We start from the raw sequence: 19,115 nt of genomic DNA on the forward strand, positions 1-19,115 counted from the left end.
CCTTACGCAAACGAGGAGGCGGTAGCATGGACGTGCGGGAGCGGCTGCTCCGGCGGTTCGAACGGCCGGGAACGGAATATCGTTCCGTCCCTTTCTGGGCCTGGAACGATGAGCTGGACGGAGAAGAGCTGGTCCGGCAGATCAAGCAGATGAAGGAGCAGGGAATGGGCGGATTTTTCATTCATTCCCGGGACGGACTGGAGACCGTGTACATGGGTCCGGAATGGATGGATTGCGTTCGCCGGTCCGTACAGGCGGCCGAAGAGCTGGGCATGCACGTATGGCTCTATGACGAGGACCGCTGGCCGTCCGGGTTCGCCGGAGGGCTGGTGCAGGCAAGAGGAGGCGACGCCTTCCGCGCCAAAGGGCTTACGCTGGAGGTTGTTGCGCCGGGCAGCCTGGCTGAGGATTATTCCGATGCGGTTGCGTTATTCCGCGCCGTCATCGAAGAGCGAAGCATGCTGCGGTGCGAGCGGCTGCCTGTGGGCGGAAAGCCTGAGCTGGGCGGGCATGAGGTGCTGCTCGTTTTCCGCGTGGAAGTATCCGAGCGGAGCGAATGGTTCAATAACGAGGCGCCGCCCGACAATTTGAACCCCGATACCGTCGCAGCCTTTATCGACATTACGTACGAGGCGTACAAGCGCGAGGTCGGCGGCCAGTTCGGCCGGACGGTTCGCGGCGTGTTCACCGACGAGCCGAGCGTTCATGACCGGCACTGCCGGTTTACGCCGGGCCGAGGCTGGCTTCCGTGGAGCGAATCGTTTGCCGGATTTTTCAAGCGGCGGCGGGGTTACGATGTGCTGGAAGCCGTTCCTTATTTGTACTTTGACGGGGAAAAATCCGCATGGGTAAGGCATGATTACTGGAGAACGCTCACCGAGCGGTTCAGCGAGGCGTACTCCAAACAGCTCGGAGATTGGTGCGACGGGAACGGGATCGCTTTTACCGGACATTATTTGTGGGAGAACAATCTTGGCACCGCCACCCGCGTATGCGGAGCGGTCATGCCGAACTACCGGTACCAACAAGTTCCCGGCATCGATATGCTGAACGAGCAAACGAGCGAATACATAACCGTTAAGCAGTGCACGAGCGTAGCCCATCAGTTCGGACGCAAGCAGGTGCTTACGGAAACGTACGGCTGCACGGGCTGGGGCTTCACCTTCGAAGGGCAGAAATGGATCGGCGACTTCCAATATGTGCTCGGCGTGAACGTCCGCTCGCAGCATTTGGCCTTATATTCGATCAAGGGCTGCCGTAAGCGCGATTATCCCCCGGTATTCAACTACAATACGAGCTGGTGGAAGTATAACCATGTCGCGGAGGATTACTTCGCGCGGTTATCCGCCGTATTGAGCGAAGGCAAGCCGGTGCGCGACGTGCTCGTGCTGCATCCGGCCTCGACGGCTTGGAGCCGTATCGGCACCTTGCCGTACGGGGCCCAGGCGAGGGGAAAGGATAAGGATGTGTCCGCGGCCAATCACTTCGGCCACGAGTTCAACGCCTTTTTAGGCAAGCTGCTGAGAGCGCATTACGATATCGATCTCGGCGACGAGACGATTATGGCGGACGTCGGCGCCGTGCGCGGAGGCAAGCTGGCCGTTGAGCAGGCGGAATATTCCGTCGTCGTCATTCCGCCTATCGACACGATGCTGGAGAGCACGTTCCGTCTGCTTACGCAATTCGTTCATGCAGGCGGACGCATCGTCGCGACGGGTCCGCGGCCCGCGATGATCGAAGGTCGAGAAGCCGCAGAGCGGCTCTCGCAGCTGTATGATCATCCGAATGTGACGGAGGCGGAGGAGACCGAGCGGGTGATCGAAGCGCTTGAAGCGATAAGCCCCCGCCGGGTCAGCTTGACGAACGGGCAGCAGCTGGAAGCGCCCGAGCTGCTCTACATGCTGCGCGAGCTGGATCAGGCCGGAAGCCGGCTGTTGTTTGTCGTCAACAACGACCGGGAAGGGACTCATCAGGTTCGCATCCGCCTGGAAGGCGGCGGCGCCGTCGAGCAGTGGTGTCCGCTGACCGGCGCGGTGAAGACGATCGAAGCGGAGGCGGCAGGCGGCTTTCTCCAATGGAATGCGGAGCTGGGCCCGGCCGGATCGGCATTGTACGTTTTCGGCGGCGGGTCTTGGGCTGCAAGCCAACAGGCGGACGGCCCGGTTCGTGAAGCGAACGCCTCCCGGGAGCCCGCCGCGGCGAATGAATCGTTATCCTTGATCACGGAGCTCGGACCGGTATGCGGCTTCAGCCGCACCGCGCCAAACGTGCTGACGCTGGACAGATGCTCTTACCGGCTCGGCGGCCACGGCGAGTGGTCGGAGGAAATGGACGTTTGGCGGGCGCAGCGGGATGTGAGGGAGAAGCTCGGCATGAGGCAGGTGTACGGCAACGGAATCGAGCAGCGGTACAAATGGATTCACGATCCTCATCCCGGCAACGGCACGCCGGCGTCATTCCGGTTTTCGTTCGACGCAGCGGAAGTTCCGGCAGAACCGGTGCACCTGGTGGTCGAATCGGCAGAGCAATACGATATTCGGCTGAACGGAATGCCGGCCGCCAATACGCCGGACGGCTGGTTCCTCGACCGCTCGTTCGATAAGGTGCTTCTGCCCCCTTTGAAGCAGGGTGCGAACGAACTGACGCTATCCTGTCATTATCATAACCGGATGGAAGTGGAGGACATCTATTTGATCGGCGGCTTTGCGCTGGACCGGGAACGAACAATAATTGCCGAGCCTGCAAAGCTTGCATTGGGCGACTGGTGCCTGCAAGGATATCCGCATTATTGCGGCAGTATCGTCTATCACTTGGATTTCGTACAGAATGATCCGCCGCGGGGGCGCAGGATGCTGCTGGAGCTGGGGGACTACTCCGCGGTCACGACGGAGGTCAGAGTCAACGGCCGAACGGCGGGTCATGTGCCATGGCGAGCGGCTAATCTGGTAGACCTTACGGAGTATCTGCGCGAAGGCGAGAACCGGATCGATCTTGAAGTGATGGGCAGCCCGCGCAATATGCTCGGTCCGTTTCACCTTAGATCGGGAGATCCTTCCACAACAAGCTGGGGGTCGTTTCGCAAGGAGGGGGCGGACTATACCCCGGACTATAACCTGCGTCCGTACGGCTTGTTTGGACGGATAAGACTGCTCAGCCGGTCTTAACTCCGCAGTCGCAGGACAGATTCAAGATCGAATGAAGAGACAGAATTGGAGGAAAGAGCATGAAAATAAGATGCAATAGGTGGAAGCTGCTTCTGTCCTTGATCATCTTGTGCATTGCGCTGCTGCCTGCGACGGCGGAGGCGGGAGTGAAATATTCCACGTTCACCAAGGACAGCAACGGCAATCTGATATGGCTACAGCCCGCGTATTACCCGATCGGCGTCATCGGGCAGGATCTGTCCGTTCCCGATCCCGGCAATCCGGCGCAGAGGATCAAGTCGCCGCTGCAGACGCCGAAGGATATTTTTATCGATCCGCACAATGACATTTATATCGCCGATACGGGCAATAACCGGATTGTTCATATGAATGAACAAGGGCAGCTGATCCGCTATATTACGGTGCCCGAGAGCCCGCTGCTGAAACCGGAGGGCGTGTTCGTCACCGTGGAAGGCGATATTTATGTCGCCGATACGGGCAACAAGCGGGTAATCAAGCTGGATAAGACGGGCAAGCTGCAGCAAGAATATAAGCGGCCCGATTCCAGGTACATCCCGGATACGTTCGTATACGATCCGTCCAAAGTCATGGTCGATGAGCGCGGCTTTTTGTACGTAGCGGTTCACGGCGGCTACGAAGGACTGGTGCTGTTGGACGGAAGCGGCAAGTTTCAAGGCTTTTTCGGCGCCAACAAAACGGTGCTTTCCGCGCTGGATGCGCTCAAGCGCTGGCTGTACACCAAGGAAATGTACGCCAACGAGATCGCCAAGAAGCCGGAGACGATCAACAGCGTCGCCACGGATAAGAACGGTTATATTTATACCGTTACCGGGGGAACGATCAAGACCGACCAATTGAAGAAGCTGAATATTAAAGGGGAGAACCTGCTGCGCAGCTCGCAGAAGGAATTCGGGGAATACCGGCCGATGGATACGGCGCTTCTTCAGGCGAACGTCGTTACCATGCCGCAGTTGATCGACGTCGCGGTAGACCAGAACGGCAATATGATCGTTGTCGACCAGCAGTACAAATATATAAGCCATTACGATTCCTCGGGCAATCTGCTTTATTTCTGGGGCGGCCCTTCGGCTGTCGGCTCTTCGCAGGTCGGGCTGATCAAAAGCCCGGTCGCGCTGGACGTCAACTCGCGCAACGAGCTGTTCGTTCTCGACGATCAGGAGAATATCGTACAAGTATTCCGCCTGTCGGAGTTCGGCGAGAAGGTTAATCAAGCGAACCAGCAGACGCTGGCAGGGTATTACGAAGCGAGCGAGAAGCCTTGGCAGGATGTGCTGCGCATGAACGCACAGTTCACGCCGGCGATTTTGGGGCTGGCCAAAGCGGCCTACAAGAAAGAAAATTTCGAGGCAGCGGAGAAGCTGTTCAAGGAAGCCGGGGACCATGAAGGTTATTCCGACGCCTTCTGGCAAATTAGAATGCGCTGGTTCCAGAAAAACTTCTCTTGGATCGCCAGCATCGTGTTTTTCGGGACGATCGCGCTGGTCGTACTTGACCGGCTTACGGCCAAAAGCCGATTCCGCTTAAAGTGGAAAAACAGACCGAGATGGAAGTGGAGCTTTATTCTTCATTTGAAGCACTCCCTCTACATTTTGAAGCATCCGGTCGACGGGTTTACCGCGGTCCGGTATGAAGGCAAAGGCAGCTATGCCGCGGCGCTGCTCATTATGATAGGCGTTTACGGAGCGCTGCTGTTCAAGGAGTTTTTCACCAGCTTTTCGTTCAATATGGCAGTTCGGGTCGATGTTTATTCGATCTTTACGCAATTTTTTATCGTATGGATCACCTGGATTATCGCCAACTATCTGGTCAGCTCCATTTACCGCGGAGAGGGACGGTTTAGAGATATATTAATCGGCAGCGCTTACGCATTGGTGCCTTACATTATCATCGGCATTCCGCTCGCCCTTATATCCAACGTCATGACGTTATCCGAATCGTCCATCTACAACTTTATCGCCAATGCGATGCTCGTATGGATAGGGCTCCTGATGTTCTGGAAAATTCAATGGGTGCATAATTACAGCGTCGGCGAGACGGTGATGAATGTTTTCCTCACCCTCTGCACTATGCTGGTCATCGGAGTGCTGATCTTCATTACCGCCGGATTGACGAACGATTTGGCATCGCTGTTTTACGAGATGTTCCAGGAGGTGCTCTTGAGATGACTTGGCTCGGCAAAATAAATAAACCATCCGCCATTGTAACCGTTCTGCTCTTGATCGCCGTCGCGGTTTTGCTGGCTAACGCCAAGTTTGAATTCCGGACGCCGCCTGAGGCCCGAAATATTATGGCGGGGCAGGATAGCTCGGCGCCTCCTCAGAAGGGGATTCAGGCGCAGCTGCCCAAGGATAGCGACTTCAAAACCGTTGCGGAGTCCGACGCGCTGCGGCTGAAAATGGATGCCGGCACGGGACATTTTATCGTGGAGGATAAAAGGAATAACAACGTATTCCGTTCGTATCCCGATCCCCAGTACTGGGCTCAGGAGAAAATATCGGAAAATTGGAAGAAGCATCTGGCGTCTCCGCTCATGGTGCAATACGTGGACTTTTCCAAGAGCATTCTGCAGGCTAAGGAAACGAATATCCCCGCAGAAAGCGGCAAGGTGAAGGATGTGCGGACGATTCCCGGCGGCTTCGCCTTAACCTATGAGTTCCCGGAGACGGGCTTTACGATCCCCGTGGAAGTCAAAATCGAGAAAGATTACGTGGAGACGAAGGTTGTCCGCGAAGGCATCAAGGAAACGAAGATGGGCCTTGTATGGGTGAGGCTGTTCCCGTTCTTCGGCGCGGAATATTCCGCCGGGCAGGACGGCTACATGCTGATTCCGGACGGGGCCGGGGCGCTCATCCGCTTCAAGGATAATCAGCTGAATGTCAATAAGCTATACGATGAAAGCGTATACGGGCAAGACAATACATTTGCCGGATTAAGCAATAACCGCAACAAAATCATTATGCCGGTATTCGGCATGAAGACCGGTTCCAAAGGTTTTCTCGCCGTGCTGCAGGACGGAGAGGAATACGCCAATGTCGTGGCTTCGCCTTCGGGCGTATTAAGCGGCTACAACTGGATTACGACGACGATGAATTTCCGCTCCAGCTTCCTGCAATTTACGAGCCGGAATTCTCCCGACGAATGGGGCTTTGTGGACTACAATAAAAACGAACTGTTCGGCAGCGATCGGGTCGTAAGATATTATATTCTCGGCAGCGAGCAAGCGGATTATGTCGGCATGGCGCAGAAATACCGCGATTACTTGATGAACGAGAAGGGCGTTCAGCGCACGAGCGCCAAAAACGCCGATCTTCCGATGCATGTGGATATTATCGGCGGCGACCGCGAGAAGGGGATCGTTACCGACCGGTACATCCCTCTGACCAGCACCGGGGAAGCGACCGAAATGGTTCATTCGCTGTATGACAAAGGAATTCGCAACATGTCGCTGATGTTCATGGGTTGGCAGAAGGACGGCTACAGCTCGTTCGGCGAGTCGCTGCCCGCCGATCCTCGGGTCGGAGGCGACAAAGGGATGAAAGCGTTCATCGCCGACGCCCACAGCAAGGGCTTCCCCGTCTATCTCGATACGGAGTACGGGATGAATAACACGGGAGCCGGGGGCTTCGACGAGAAATTCCACGCCGTCGTCAATCTGGCCGGCCGCAAACTGAATCTCAATCCGCTCTATAACAATGCGAGAGTGCCTGTGACAAGCGATAAATTCGCGGCGGAGATGGTGAGCAAGCAGCTTGCCGCTTACAAGGAGCTTGGCGTAGACGGTCTTGGCGTCAACCGGATCGGGCAGCGGCTGTTCAGCGATTACAACTCGTCCTACGGCTCGCACCGCGATGAGGCGAGAGATGTGCAGGAGTCGATCTTGAAGAACATTAAGGAGACGCTCGGCGGCGTCATCGGAAACCAATCCAGCTTCTACGCGCTGCCGGAAATCAACCATATTCAGAATCTCGTATACGACCATTCCTACGACTTATTCACCGACGAGGCCGTTCCGTTCGCCCAAATCGCGGCGCACGGGCTTATCACTTACTCCTCAGAATACGTAAATAACCGTCAGGAAGATATCAACGACTTTTTGCGGGATATCGAGTACGGGGCCGCTCCTTCCTTCGTATTCACCAGGGCGGAGACGAAGGAATTCGTCAATGCGTACGGCATCCGCTACTATAACACGCATTTTGCGGACTGGGCGGACATGGCCGCCGAGCAGTACAAACAGTATAACGAAGCGTTGGGCGACGTGCAGAACCAATTTATTACGAGTCACCGGACGATCGCTCCGAATGTCAAGGAAACGACGTATGAGAACGGCAAACGGATCGTCGTCAACTACGGCATCGAGCCTTACCGGAGCGAAGGCATGGAAGTGCCCGCACAAAACTTTGTCGTTATTCAAGGAGGAGCCGGACGATGAAAAGTAAACTGAAACTGCGCGCATCCCTGCTTGAATATGTCGAAGGGTCGATCTTCATTGCCCCTTGGTTTATCGGATTTCTCGTATTTATGGCGTTCCCGCTCGGCTACTCGCTTTTCATGAGCTTTCAGAAGGTGACGATAACGGCCAGTTACACGACCACCCAGTTCGTCGGATGGACGCATTACCGTTACATTTTATTCGAAAACGGGGATATGCTGTATAACCAGCTGCTGCCGTTCCTAAGACAAGCGCTGTTCATGATTCCGATTATCGTCATCTTCGCCTTGCTTATCGCGATTATTTTGAATCAAAAATTTGCGGGGCGGACCTTCTTCCGAGCCATCTTCTTTCTTCCCGTCATTTTATCGACCGGCGAGGTGGTGAAGGAGTTTCTGACACAAGGCGAAGGCGATTTGGGCTTTATGTCCAAATACAACGTATCCGGGATCATTAAAGCCAATTTATCGGCTACCTGGTCCGGTCCGCTGATCGGCGTTCTCGATTCGTTCGTGCTCATTTTGTGGTATTCCGGCGTGCAAATCTTGATCTTCCTGGGAGGCAGGCAGACGATCTCCAATTCCGCCTATGAAGCCGCGCGGATCGACGGGGCAGGCCCGTGGGAAACGTTCTGGAAAATTACGCTGCCGGCTATGACGCCGTTCATTTTCTTGAACATGATTTATACGGTCGTCGACCTGTTCACGTTCCCGACGAACCCGATTCTGCAAAAAGTGCGGGACAGCGAATACGGGCAATATAGCGCGCTCATCTGGATTTATTTCGTCATTATCAGCGTATTTTTGAGCATTATCTTCATTATTTTCAGCAGGGCGACCAAATCGCAAAGAGATTCCAGATAGTCAGATTCCAGATCATTGATTCCAATGTCGAAAGGGCGATGCTTGTGATCGGTTTAAGAACGAGGAATGGGAAGGAGCCGGCCCTTTGGTCCTGGCTCTTGAACATCCGCTATAAGCTTATAGGCAGAGAAGCGGATAAAGGGCTGTTGTTCCGGATCTTTATTTACCTGATTTTGCTCGATACGGCCTACATTTATTTGAAGCCGATTCTTCATATGGTGACGACGATGGTTAAAAACGCCGACGACCTGCTCGATCCCGCCGTCAACTGGTTTCCGAGAGTAATTTATCTTGGCAACCTGCAGGATGCGTGGGAGTGGCTGAAATATCCCAAAGCGCTTGCAACTAGCTTGACGATGGCGCTGGTGGTCGCTTTGCTGCAGACGATGTCCTGCGCAGTAACCGGCTATGCGTTCGCCAGATTGAAGGTGCCGTTCAAGAACGTCATGTTTTTTTTCCTGCTGCTGACTTTTATCGTGCCGATGCAGGTGACGATTTTGCCGAACATTATTTATGCCCGGGAGCTCGGCCTGCTGAATACGATTTATCCGATTATCGTCCCCGCCTTCTTCGGTCTGGGACTTAAGGGAGCGCTGTTCGTCATCATTTACCGTCAGTTTTTCTCAACCCAGCCGAAGGAGCTGGAGGAAGCGGCGCGGATCGACGGAGCCAGCGTGTACAAAATTTTTTACAAAGTGATGATGCCGCTGGCCAAGCCGGCGATTCTTGTCGTATTTCTGTTCTCTTTCATTTGGACCTGGAACGATTTCTACTTGCCTAGCATGTATTTGGCCGATATCGAGACGGCGCCTCTGTCTATGGGCATTTCGCGGATCGCTACCGCCTTAAGGCAGCAAGCCGAGCAGTACGGCCCGTCGGTGACGGATGAAGCGATTCGGATGTCCACCACCTTCCTCATGATCGTTCCGCCGATGCTGCTCTATTCGTTCACGCAGCGCTGGTTTATCGAAGGGGTCGAAAGAACCGGTTTGGTAGAGTAAACCGAAGTTTGTATCTAACCATTCCAAATAAAATGAAATCAAAGAAAGGAACGATGCACATGAGAACATATTCGGTTCGTCCTGTGAAAGCATGGGTCACGCTAATGGTGTCGATCGTTATGCTCGGTTCGATCATCGCCTGCTCTTCCGCTCCCGCCTCCTCCGGCGGGGTGCAGGCAAGCTCGGCGAATGCCAAGAAAGCTATGGTCATTCGCAAAAAAGAAGGCGGCGGCGAGGCGTTCATCATCAATCATTTGAAGAAGCAGGGCTATCAGGTGATGGATGTCGTCGATCAAGATTTTACGGTCGACAAAGCGAACGGCTACGGCGTTGTCTACGTAAGCGAGGGGGTAAATTCCTCGAAGATGGACGCCAAGCTTAAAACGTCGAAGGTGCCGGTCGTCATTGCCAAAAATCAGGCGGCAAGCGATGCGGGGCTTGTCGGAGTATCGCAGTACGGTGATGAAGACAAGGTCAGAACAGTCCATATTCTGGACAGCAAGCATCCGCTGGCGGCGGGACTTAAGGATACGGTAGCCATCTATAAAGAGGAGGGCAAAATCTCTTACGGTTTGCATCCGGGCAAAGACGCGGTGGTGATAGCTGAATATCCTGCCAGCGGAAGCAACAAGAAAGTAACCATTTTCGGCTACGAAAAGGGGGCCAAAAATATTAATAATGAAGCCGTTCCCGCCCGCCAAGTATATTTTTCCTTACCGACAGGCGAGGAATCCAAGCTGACGGACGACGGCTGGAAGCTATTCGATGCGGCCATAGCATGGGCTGCGGCCAACGGCGGCAAATAAGGAGAAGCGAAGCGTTCGCCTTTGTTTCCGAATTTCAACTCATTCAAGGGCCAACAAGTTCAAGAAATTCGGGAACAACAGCGATCGGAAGATGCTTCCGCATGCGCAGTAGGCGCTTTTCATCACAGCTTTAAAAGGCGCTCAGGAATGGTTTGGTGTTGGTTTTACCACTAATGTACAGGGGGTAGTTCGAATGAAACGTTTCTTGGTTGCAATCGTTGCTGTCATGATGTTATTGAGCCTGATGGCCTGCAATTCCGCTCCGGCCGGCTCGTCCGGGGCTCCTGCCGCTGCGGGGAACAAGGTGCTGTTCGTCGGCAGGGATAGCGGGGGAGACGGCATTACCGCCAAACGGCTGAAGCAGGAGCACGGATTGGAAGTCACCGTGGTCGCCGACAAAGAGTTGACGGCCGAGAAAGCGAATGGGATGGCGCTTATCTATGTCAGCGAATCCGTCAATTCGAATAAAATCAAAGATATTTTCGTAAACATTCCGGTGCCCGTCGTATACGCCGAGCCGCAGTCGACAAGCGATACCGGCATGACGGACGTCGAAGCCTACGGTTCCCTGACCGGAGGAAACGCGGCCAAGACGATTGAGATCAAGGACGGCAGCAGCCCGCTGGCCGCCGGCTTGCAGGGCAAGATCGACGTGTACAAGGATAACGGCAAGATGGGCTTCGCCATCCCCGGCAAAGAAGCGATCGTCGTCGCTACCGTACCGGGTGAGGATCAGAAAGCGACGATCTTTGCGTACGATAAAGGCGTGAAAAATGTGAAAGGCAACACGGTCGCCGCCCGCGAGGTGTATTTCTACATGTTTGAGGGCGAAGAAATCAACCAGACGGATGACGGCTGGAAGCTGTTCGATGCGGCCGTGCAATGGGCTCTCGGAAAAAAATAGCGGGGAGGCGTTTATGGTTATGAAAAGGAAGCTAAGCTGGATCGCGGTGATCATGGCGGTTATGCTGCTGGCCGCTTGCTCTTCCTCCGTGACGGCCCCGAAGGCCGAGGCCAACAAGAAGGTGCTGTTCGTCGGCAGGGAAGGGGGCGGAGACGCTCTGGTCGTGAAGCGGTTAAAGGGGCTCGGCTACGAGGTTTACGTTACGGCCGATAAAGAGCTTACGGCGGAACAAGCGCTGGCGTACCGGTTCGTATTCGTCAGCTCGACCGTCAATTCCGGCAAGGTGGGAGATAAGCTGAAAAAGTCGCCGGTGCCGGTAATTTATGCGGAATCGCAAAACATAGGCGATATCGAGCTGTCCGGCAAATCGTCGGATATCGATAACGGCGATTTCAGGGGCCGAGCCGTGACGATCAAAAAGGCGGATCATCCTATGGCGGCAGGGTTTAAGGGCGATGTTACCGTGTACCAGTCCGAGGGCAAAATCGGTTTTGTCGTGCCCGAAGGCGGTGACATCATCGCCTCCGCTCCCGATGACGAGCGGCGGGCGGTCATTTGCGCATTTGAGAAGGGGACGCCGAATATGAGCAAAGAGCCGCTGCCGGCGAGAGAAGTTTACTTTTATCTGGTCGGCGGCGAGGAGATTAACCAAACCGACGACGGCTGGAAGCTGTTCGACGCGGCGGTGCAGTGGGTAACCGGAGCATGATGCGAAGGAGATGCAGCACAAATAACCTATAAAAATGAATTCTCGCCCAATGAAAGCGGACTCTTTTCGTAATAAAGTATTAATAGATCATTAATCTATTGAAATCGGCCGTGCAGGATCGCCGATAACGAATTTTCAAAGCGTTTACATGATTTGCACGGCCCGTAGAGAAATTACTGAAACGATGTCAGAAACGAATAAGGGAGGATCTTGTCAAAAATGAAAAAAGCATTGAAGTCAACGCTGTTGATCGCTTCTACGGTCTCCATGATTGCCGGCTGTACCGCTTCTCCTGCCAACCCTGTGGAGGAGCCCAGCGCTACCAAAACGCCGGAATCTCCGGCTAACGAAATCTTCATCTACACGTCGTATCCGGCCTTTTATGCAAAGGAAGAAATTTTCGATAAGCAAATCGGGCAATATTTGAAGAAGAAGTTCCCTGACGTTACGATCAAGCACGTGCATTGGGATAAAGGAAGAGAATACAAGGATTTGATCGCCGCCGGAACGATTCCCGATATTATTATCGACAACGCGCGGATGAATTTGCAGCGTTATATTCTCAAAAACGATCTTCAGTACGACATGACCGATCTGATCAAAAAGTTCAACTTCGATACGAGCAAACTGAATCCTGCGGCGATGGCTCAAATGAAAAACGTGACGCCGGAAGGCAAAATTTACGGGTTGCCGTTCCAATTGAGCGATTTTGTTTTGTTCTATAACAAAGATATTTTCGATAAGTTCGGCGTCGATTATCCGAAGGACGGCATGACCTACGACGAGGTTTACGAGCTGGCGAAGAAGCTGACCCGCGTCGAAGGCGAGAAAACGTACAAAGGGTACCAGCAGCATCCCGGCTTGTACATGACCTATAATCAGCTGTCCTTGTCGCCGCTCAGCTTGACGGAGGATAAAGCGGAGCTCAATACCGAGGGCTGGAAACGGGAGGTCGACAATCTGCGACGCTTCTACGAAATTCCGGCCAACCAGTTTACTTCGGTCGACGATTTCCCGAAAGGCAATATGGCGATGAGCGTGCACGTGTCGGAAAAAATTATTCAATGGTATGAGCAGAACAAAAACTTGAATTTCGATATTGCGTCCATGCCGTCGTTCTCGGATCTTCCGAATACGAAAGCGCAGCCGAATATGTATGCGGCCTATATTACGAAGCAATCGACGAAAAAAGATTTGGCGTTCCAAATTTTGCAGTACCTGCTGTCGGAAGAGATGCAAATCGAATTTTCCAAGGAAGGGATTATCGGACCGCTGGAAAGCCAGAAGGTTCAAGAAGCGTTCGGCAAAAACTTGCCGCAAATGCAGGGCAAGCATACGCAGGCGATCTTCGCCAGCAAAAACGCGATGCCTCCGGCCGCCCGCGCCAACGGCTTGACATATGTTGACGTTCCGCTTCATAACGTGTTCTCGCCGCTCATTTTCGGCGAATCCAAGGATTCCGTGACTGCGCTGCGGATGATCGAGGAACAAACGACCAAAGGCATTTTAACGGAAAAGGCAGCCAATAAGTAATCATAGCGCAACCTCCAGCGGCACTCGAAAGGTGGAGCTGGAGGTTTGCTATTGCCAACATTATCATTCATAGGAGGAGAAGTAGTAATGAAGCGTTTAATAGCTTTGCTGATCGCGATTATCATGACCATTTCCATCGCCGCTTGCGGTTCCCCGGCAGCGAATCAGGCGGATGGCGGAACGGCGCCGAAAAGCGCGGAGGCGTCCAGCACGCCGAAACCGTCCCCATCGCCATCGCCATCCCCAACACCGACTCCGTCGCCGGCTCCGACAGATGCGCCGAAGGACGACGCGAAAGCGCCGGCAGACATGGATAAGAGTGCGCCTGAGGCATCGCCGAAGCCAGCCGAAACGAAAGCTCCGGCCGATGAGGCCAAGCCGGCGCCGGAAGCGCCGAAGGCCGATGGGCAGCAGCCTGCGCAGGAGACGAAAGCCCCGGCTGCCGAAGCATCCGGCGAAGCGCCGAAAGCCACTCCGGCACCTGCCGCACCTGCGCCGGCAGCAGAGCAGAAAGAAGAGATTTCCGCCGCAGGCAAGAAGCTTGTAATGGTCGGAAGGGAGAGAGCCCCGGAGGACGATTTTGTCGCTGACCGCTTATCGAAGCTGGGCTTCAAAGTGACGCGGGCAGTCGACAAGGAGTTTACGCTCGATGACACGAAAGGGATGGATCTGGTCTATTTCAGTCAAACGACGAACTCCAAAATTTTGAAGGAAGGCATCATGAAAGAGGTTGCGATTCCGACCGTATACGTAAAAAACCACGGTATGTTCTACCTCGGCTTATCGTCCATTGAGGAGAATGCCAACGTACTCAATGTGAAATCGATCGATATCGTCGACAGCGATCATAAGGTTGCAGGCGGGCTATCGGGCTCCGTCGACATTTATAAGGAAACGAACAGCAAGATCGGCATCGGGTACGGCCTCCCGGGCAAAGAAGCGAAGATCATCGCTACCGCGCCGGGCGATAAAGAGAAGGCGGCTATTTACTATTACGACAAAGGCACCAAAGCCGATGACGGCTACGAAGTGAAAGCGCGTGTCTCCTTCTTCTTTCTAAACAACGGATTACAGGAAAATGCGACGGACGCTTGCTGGAAACTGCTTGATAATCTCGTTCTATGGACGCTGCAAAACGGCTGATTTTACATAGTAAAAGAAAGGTTGGGAATAGAGCATGAATAAAAAGCTTCAAGGCTCGATGCTCATCGCGCTATCTATCGGTCTTTTGGCCGGTTGTACCGATAATCCGGCTATATCCGAAATTGCAACCAATGAAGGTAAAACGGATCAGAAATCACCCGATAACGAATTGCTGATTTATACGGTGAATCCCCCGTACTTTTCCAAGGAGGAAAATTTCGATAAACAGATCGGTCAATTTTTGAAAAAGAAATTTCCGGATATGACGATCAAGCACGTGCATTGGGATAAAGGAAGAGAATATAAGGATATGATCGCGGCCGGTACGATACCGGACCTGATTTTCGATAACACCCGTATGAATGTGCAGCGCTATATTTTTGACAACGATCTCCAATACGATATCGGGGACTTGATTAAAAAATATAATTTTGACGTGACCAAGCTGAATCCGGCGCTTGTCGCGCAAATGAAAAATTTGACCCCGGAAGGCAAGCTGTTCGGGCTGCCGTACAACAATAACGATTTCGTGTTGTTTTATAACAAGGATATATTCGATAAGTTCGGCGTGGATTATCCTAAGGACGGGATGACCTACGACGAAATTTATGAGCTGGCCAAAAAGCTGACGCGGGTGGACGGTGAAATCACTTACAAAGGCTTTTCGCAAAATCCGGGGCATTACATGAACTACAACCAGCTCTCGCTGTCCCCGCTAAGCCTGACGGAAAATAAAGCCAGCTTGAATACGCCGGAATGGAAAACGGTCGTAGACAATTTGCGCAGATTTTACGATATCCCCGCTAACCAGTTCGATACCGTAGAGACCTTCGCTAGCAAGGGGAATATTGCGATGGCGGTTGCGACCGTGGATCATCTGGTTACGTATCATGAGCAGAACAAAAACTTGAACTTCGATATCGTCTCCGTTCCGTCGTTCAGCCAAGCGCCGAATACGCGCTACCAGCCGAACGTCTACTCGATGTATATAACGAAGCAATCGACGAAGAAGGATATGGCCTTCCAGGCTATGGCGGCCATCTTGTCGGAGGAGCATCAGGTCGATCTGGCCAAAGAGGGCGTGCTCGTGCCGATGGAATCCCAAGCGGTGCAGGAGGCATTCGGACAGAACCTGCCGCAAATGAGAGGCAAGAATATTAAAGCGATCTACAACGGCAAGACGGCGATGCCGCCTGCGGCGCGGGCTAATGGTCTGTTATGGTATGACGTGCCGATGCAAAATGTATTCGCTCCGCTTATTTTTAAAGAATCCAAAGACTCCGTTACCGCATTGCGGATGATCGAGGAACAGTCTACCAAAGGGATCGAAACGCTCAAGGCTTCCAAGGCCGAGGTCGACAAAGCGGCGGCAAAATAGAGAAACAGGTAACTGAAACAGCTTAGGGGCGCTTCTACCATGAAACGATTCGGATGGAGGAGCGCCTCTTTGCTTTGGCTGTATAGACTGTCATTCCCGGAGCAATCCCGGAGCAAACCATCCAAGGGAGGAAGCTACCGATGCGCAATAGTGTGAAGTTGACGCTGCTTATAGCTGCAGCGACCGTCTTGTTAGCGGGATGCGAATCCGCCCCCGCCATAGTTCAAGAAGGAAAGGAGGAAGCGGCGTCGCCGGACAACGAATTGTTTATTTACACGGTATGGCCTGCGTTTTACGTCAAGGAAGACATATTCGAGAAGCAGATCGGTCAGTTTATCAAGAAGAAGTTTCCCGACATCCGGATCAAGCATGTTCACTGGGATAACCCCGGCAAACAATATCAGGATCTGATTGCGGCGGGCACGGTTCCCGACATTATTATGGACGACTCGCATTTGAATCTCAACCGCTATATTCTCGATAACGACCTTCAATACGACATGAGGGAGCTCATTAAGAAGTACAATTTCGACACAAGCAAGCTGAACGGCCCCTCGATGGACCGGATGCGGAATATTTCCCGGGACGGCGCCGTCTACGGTCTTCCTTTTTTGATCGGGGACTTTTTGCTCTTTTACAACAAAGACATATTCGATAAATTCGGAGTCGACTACCCGCATAACGGAATGACGTACGACGAGGCTTACGAGAAGGCCAAGAAGCTGACCCGCGTCGAAGGGGAAACTACCTATAAAGGGTATTCGCAAAATCCCGGCCATTATATGAATTACAATCAGCTGTCGCTTCATCCGTTAAGCGCGACGGAAGACAAGGCGAGCCTGGTGTCGGACGGGTGGAAGAAACTGGTGGATAATTTGCGGAGGTTTTACGACATTCCCGCCAACCAATTCGATACGGTAGAAAAGTTTTCTCAAGGCAACATTGCGATGGCTGTCGCTTCTGCCGACCGGATCGTCAAATTTTATGAAGATAACAAGCAGTTGAATTTTGATATTTCCACGGTTCCCGTATTCGCCGATTTGCCCGAAACGAGGTACCAGCCGAATTTGATGTCAGCCTATATTACGAAGCAATCGAAGAAAAAAGATTTGGCGTTTCAGGTTATCACCTACCTTCTAAGTGAGGAAATGCAAATTGAACTGGCCAAGGAAGGCAATGTGGTGCCGGTGCAAACGCCTGCGGTGCAGGCCGCTTTCGGCAAAAACTTGCCGCAAATGCAGGGCAAGCATATCGATTCGATTTTTTACGGCAAATATGCCGGCGCCACGCCTGCGCGTGCCCCGGGCCTGACCTATCATTTGGTTGCGACCCAGAACGTGTTCGATCCGCTCATTTTCAAAGAGTCCAAAGATACGGTAACGGCGCTGCGCATGACGGAAGAGAAGGAGACGAAGGCGATTTTGACCGAAAAAGCCGCCAAGGAAGAGCTGAACAAAGCGGCGCAAAAATAATAGAAGGAATAATGAACCTATAATGATGCTCCAAAGCCCCTATAATCTTTTGCGTAATTCGTATTATGTTTAAAGGGAAGAAAGGCCACGGATGATGGATGATTCAAACCGTCGGGAGAAAGGGGGTGGTAGCTCAAACTATTATGTTTTTGCCGATAAAATTCAGGAAGGCCACAGGCAGTCACACTAAATTTAGGAAGGTGCACTAAATGAAAAAACTGTTTTCTTCACTATTATGTTTCCTTCTCTTATCGCTGACGGTGATCCCGTTCGCATTTGCAGCCGATACGGGGAGCTCCGCTCCGGTTAAGAGCGTAAACGATTTTAAAGATTTGAAGGATCAGCCTCAGGAGCTGAAGGACAAGCTGGATGAATTGATTCGCGAGGGCGTGTTCAGCGGGTTGACCGACGATACGTTCGGCCTGGACGCTCAAATGGACCGTGCCCAGTTCGCCAAGGTGGCGACTATCATCTTCTCGCTGCCTATGGATAAAACGCTTACAAAGTCTTCGTTTAACGATGTCAGCTCCGATCATTGGGCATTGACTTACGTAGAGGCGCTGAAGAAGGCCGGCTTGACCAACGGTTACGACGCCGAAGGCAAAACGTACAACCCTTCGGGTCCGGTATCCCGCCAGGAGCTGGCGGCATTTCTGATCCGCGGTCTCGGACTGGACGATGCGGTAAAATCCGCTACTCCTGTGTCCGACAGCAGCGTGGACGGCTGGGCTCAAGGTTATGTGGCCCTTGCTTTGGACAAAAAGCTGCTGACGAACCTCGATAGCGGCAAGTTCGACGGAAGCGCTCCGGCTACGCGCAAAATGCTGGCGCTCGCGAGCTATGAAGCCAAAAAGCTGTTTAACGATAAAGGAACGGCCGCTCCGACGACTCCAACGACTCCTACGTCGCCAACGACGCCTGTGACGCCTGTGACGCCGACGGAGCCTGCGACAACGCCGCAGCCGGACACCAAACCGGCGGAACCGAATGCAAAGTCGGATAAAGTGTCCGTCAAAGGGAAAAAAGTTATTATTACGAGCGATATGCAAGGAGTCAAATTGCGCCAAGAGGAGGAAGCAATTGTAAGCCGTATGCAGTCGCTTGGCTTCGAGGTAACTCGTCTATCCAGCACCAAGCTGACGGTGGACTCGGTACAAGGGTTTGATCTTATCGTCATCGGCTCGTCTACGAACTCCAAATATGTCAAGAAAAAGCTGAAAGACGTTCCAATTCCGATCGTTTATAATAAATCGATTTCGTTCGGCGACGCCGACTTCTCGACCGTTTCCGAAGGAACCTCCGTGAAGAAGCAAACGGCCATTACTATCAAAACCGAAGATCATCCGCTGGCTGCCGGTTTGAAGGGCGATGTGGACTTTTATTATGAGCCTGAGCAAATTTCTTACGGCATTCCGAGCAGCGACGGCATCGTCATTGCAAGCCTCAAAAGCGACCCGAGCAAAGCTATCGTTATCGGCTATGAGAAAGGCTCAAAAAATATTTTGGGCGAAACGGTAGTGGCGCGTACGGTTATGTATGGAGGGGAAGCTGGTGCTATGAAGGACAATGCAACGGATGAAGCATGGAAGCTATTTGATGCGTCCTGCTTATGGGCGGTCGGCGCGCTGTAATCGTCCATAGTTCTTTAAATGTATCGTATGGAAGGGAAAACTCCTCTCGGGGTTTTCC

13 protein-coding genes are annotated in these 19,115 nt (G+C 53.0%); all 13 read left to right on the forward strand.

All coding sequences use genetic code 11. The annotated features are described in order from the left end of the window. Positions 1 to 26 precede the first annotated feature (26 nt). Positions 27 to 3,164 (forward strand): glycosyl hydrolase, encoded by a 3,138-nt coding sequence (locus N0M98_RS06410; protein ID WP_259617293.1) that lies wholly within the window; start codon positions 27 to 29, stop codon positions 3,162 to 3,164. A 59-nt stretch (positions 3,165 to 3,223) separates the two neighbouring features. After that, on the forward strand, positions 3,224 to 5,350 hold the full coding sequence (locus N0M98_RS06415; RefSeq protein WP_259617294.1) for a YIP1 family protein: 2,127 nt from the start codon (positions 3,224 to 3,226) through the stop codon (positions 5,348 to 5,350). Beyond that, positions 5,347 to 7,617, forward strand: a complete 2,271-nt coding sequence (locus tag N0M98_RS06420) for a DUF5696 domain-containing protein (protein ID WP_259617295.1) — start codon at positions 5,347 to 5,349, stop codon at positions 7,615 to 7,617. Before N0M98_RS06415 ends, N0M98_RS06420 begins: the two co-directional genes overlap by 4 nt. Then, a complete protein-coding gene (locus N0M98_RS06425) occupies positions 7,614 to 8,480 on the forward strand; it encodes a carbohydrate ABC transporter permease (protein ID WP_249864007.1) in 867 nt (288 codons plus the stop codon). Before N0M98_RS06420 ends, N0M98_RS06425 begins: the two co-directional genes overlap by 4 nt. A 38-nt stretch (positions 8,481 to 8,518) precedes the next feature. Then, positions 8,519 to 9,481, forward strand: coding sequence for a carbohydrate ABC transporter permease (locus N0M98_RS06430; protein WP_375295447.1), 963 nt, complete (start codon positions 8,519 to 8,521; stop codon positions 9,479 to 9,481). Positions 9,482 to 9,540: 59 nt separating this feature from the next. After that, a complete protein-coding gene (locus tag N0M98_RS06435) occupies positions 9,541 to 10,287 on the forward strand; it encodes a hypothetical protein (protein WP_259617297.1) in 747 nt (248 codons plus the stop codon). A 193-nt stretch (positions 10,288 to 10,480) separates the two neighbouring features. Next, positions 10,481 to 11,191: a hypothetical protein gene (locus N0M98_RS06440; RefSeq protein ID WP_259617298.1), complete on the forward strand. Its 711-nt coding sequence runs from the start codon at positions 10,481 to 10,483 to the stop codon at positions 11,189 to 11,191. A gap of 19 nt (positions 11,192 to 11,210) precedes the next feature. Continuing rightward, positions 11,211 to 11,900, forward strand: coding sequence for a hypothetical protein (locus N0M98_RS06445; RefSeq protein ID WP_259617299.1), 690 nt, complete (start codon positions 11,211 to 11,213; stop codon positions 11,898 to 11,900). A gap of 219 nt (positions 11,901 to 12,119) precedes the next feature. After that, entirely contained in the window at positions 12,120 to 13,433 is a 1,314-nt protein-coding gene (locus N0M98_RS06450; RefSeq protein ID WP_259617300.1) for an ABC transporter substrate-binding protein, read from the forward strand. An 87-nt stretch (positions 13,434 to 13,520) separates the two neighbouring features. Beyond that, the gene (locus N0M98_RS06455) at positions 13,521 to 14,576 is read left to right on the forward strand and encodes a prolipoprotein diacylglyceryl transferase (protein WP_259617301.1); all 1,056 of its coding nucleotides are present in this window, start codon (positions 13,521 to 13,523) and stop codon (positions 14,574 to 14,576) included. Between the two features lie 34 nt (positions 14,577 to 14,610). Beyond that, on the forward strand, positions 14,611 to 15,954 hold the full coding sequence (locus N0M98_RS06460) for an ABC transporter substrate-binding protein (RefSeq protein WP_259617302.1): 1,344 nt from the start codon (positions 14,611 to 14,613) through the stop codon (positions 15,952 to 15,954). A 140-nt stretch (positions 15,955 to 16,094) separates the two neighbouring features. Beyond that, complete coding sequence (locus N0M98_RS06465; RefSeq protein ID WP_259617303.1) at positions 16,095 to 17,426, forward strand: ABC transporter substrate-binding protein; 1,332 nt, start codon at positions 16,095 to 16,097, stop codon at positions 17,424 to 17,426. 209 nt (positions 17,427 to 17,635) lie between these two features. Further along, on the forward strand, positions 17,636 to 19,057 hold the full coding sequence (locus tag N0M98_RS06470; RefSeq protein WP_259617304.1) for an S-layer homology domain-containing protein: 1,422 nt from the start codon (positions 17,636 to 17,638) through the stop codon (positions 19,055 to 19,057). Positions 19,058 to 19,115 lie beyond the last annotated feature (58 nt).

Source organism: Paenibacillus doosanensis, assembly GCF_025060755.1.
GTDB classification, from domain to species: Bacteria; Bacillota; Bacilli; order Paenibacillales; family NBRC-103111; genus Paenibacillus_S; species Paenibacillus_S doosanensis.

Bases quoted from the DNA above. Each gene is read 5' to 3' on its own strand.
- N0M98_RS06410 (WP_259617293.1), top strand. From the start codon at position 27: ATGGACGTGCGGGAGCGGCTGCTCCGGCGGTTCGAACGGCCGGGAACG.
- N0M98_RS06415 (WP_259617294.1), top strand. From the start codon at position 3,224: ATGAAAATAAGATGCAATAGGTGGAAGCTGCTTCTGTCCTTGATCATC.
- N0M98_RS06420 (WP_259617295.1), top strand. From the start codon at position 5,347: ATGACTTGGCTCGGCAAAATAAATAAACCATCCGCCATTGTAACCGTT.
- N0M98_RS06425 (WP_249864007.1), top strand. From the start codon at position 7,614: ATGAAAAGTAAACTGAAACTGCGCGCATCCCTGCTTGAATATGTCGAA.
- N0M98_RS06430 (WP_375295447.1), top strand. From the start codon at position 8,519: ATGCTTGTGATCGGTTTAAGAACGAGGAATGGGAAGGAGCCGGCCCTT.
- N0M98_RS06435 (WP_259617297.1), top strand. From the start codon at position 9,541: ATGAGAACATATTCGGTTCGTCCTGTGAAAGCATGGGTCACGCTAATG.
- N0M98_RS06440 (WP_259617298.1), top strand. From the start codon at position 10,481: ATGAAACGTTTCTTGGTTGCAATCGTTGCTGTCATGATGTTATTGAGC.
- N0M98_RS06445 (WP_259617299.1), top strand. From the start codon at position 11,211: ATGAAAAGGAAGCTAAGCTGGATCGCGGTGATCATGGCGGTTATGCTG.
- N0M98_RS06450 (WP_259617300.1), top strand. From the start codon at position 12,120: ATGAAAAAAGCATTGAAGTCAACGCTGTTGATCGCTTCTACGGTCTCC.
- N0M98_RS06455 (WP_259617301.1), top strand. From the start codon at position 13,521: ATGAAGCGTTTAATAGCTTTGCTGATCGCGATTATCATGACCATTTCC.
- N0M98_RS06460 (WP_259617302.1), top strand. From the start codon at position 14,611: ATGAATAAAAAGCTTCAAGGCTCGATGCTCATCGCGCTATCTATCGGT.
- N0M98_RS06465 (WP_259617303.1), top strand. From the start codon at position 16,095: ATGCGCAATAGTGTGAAGTTGACGCTGCTTATAGCTGCAGCGACCGTC.
- N0M98_RS06470 (WP_259617304.1), top strand. From the start codon at position 17,636: ATGAAAAAACTGTTTTCTTCACTATTATGTTTCCTTCTCTTATCGCTG.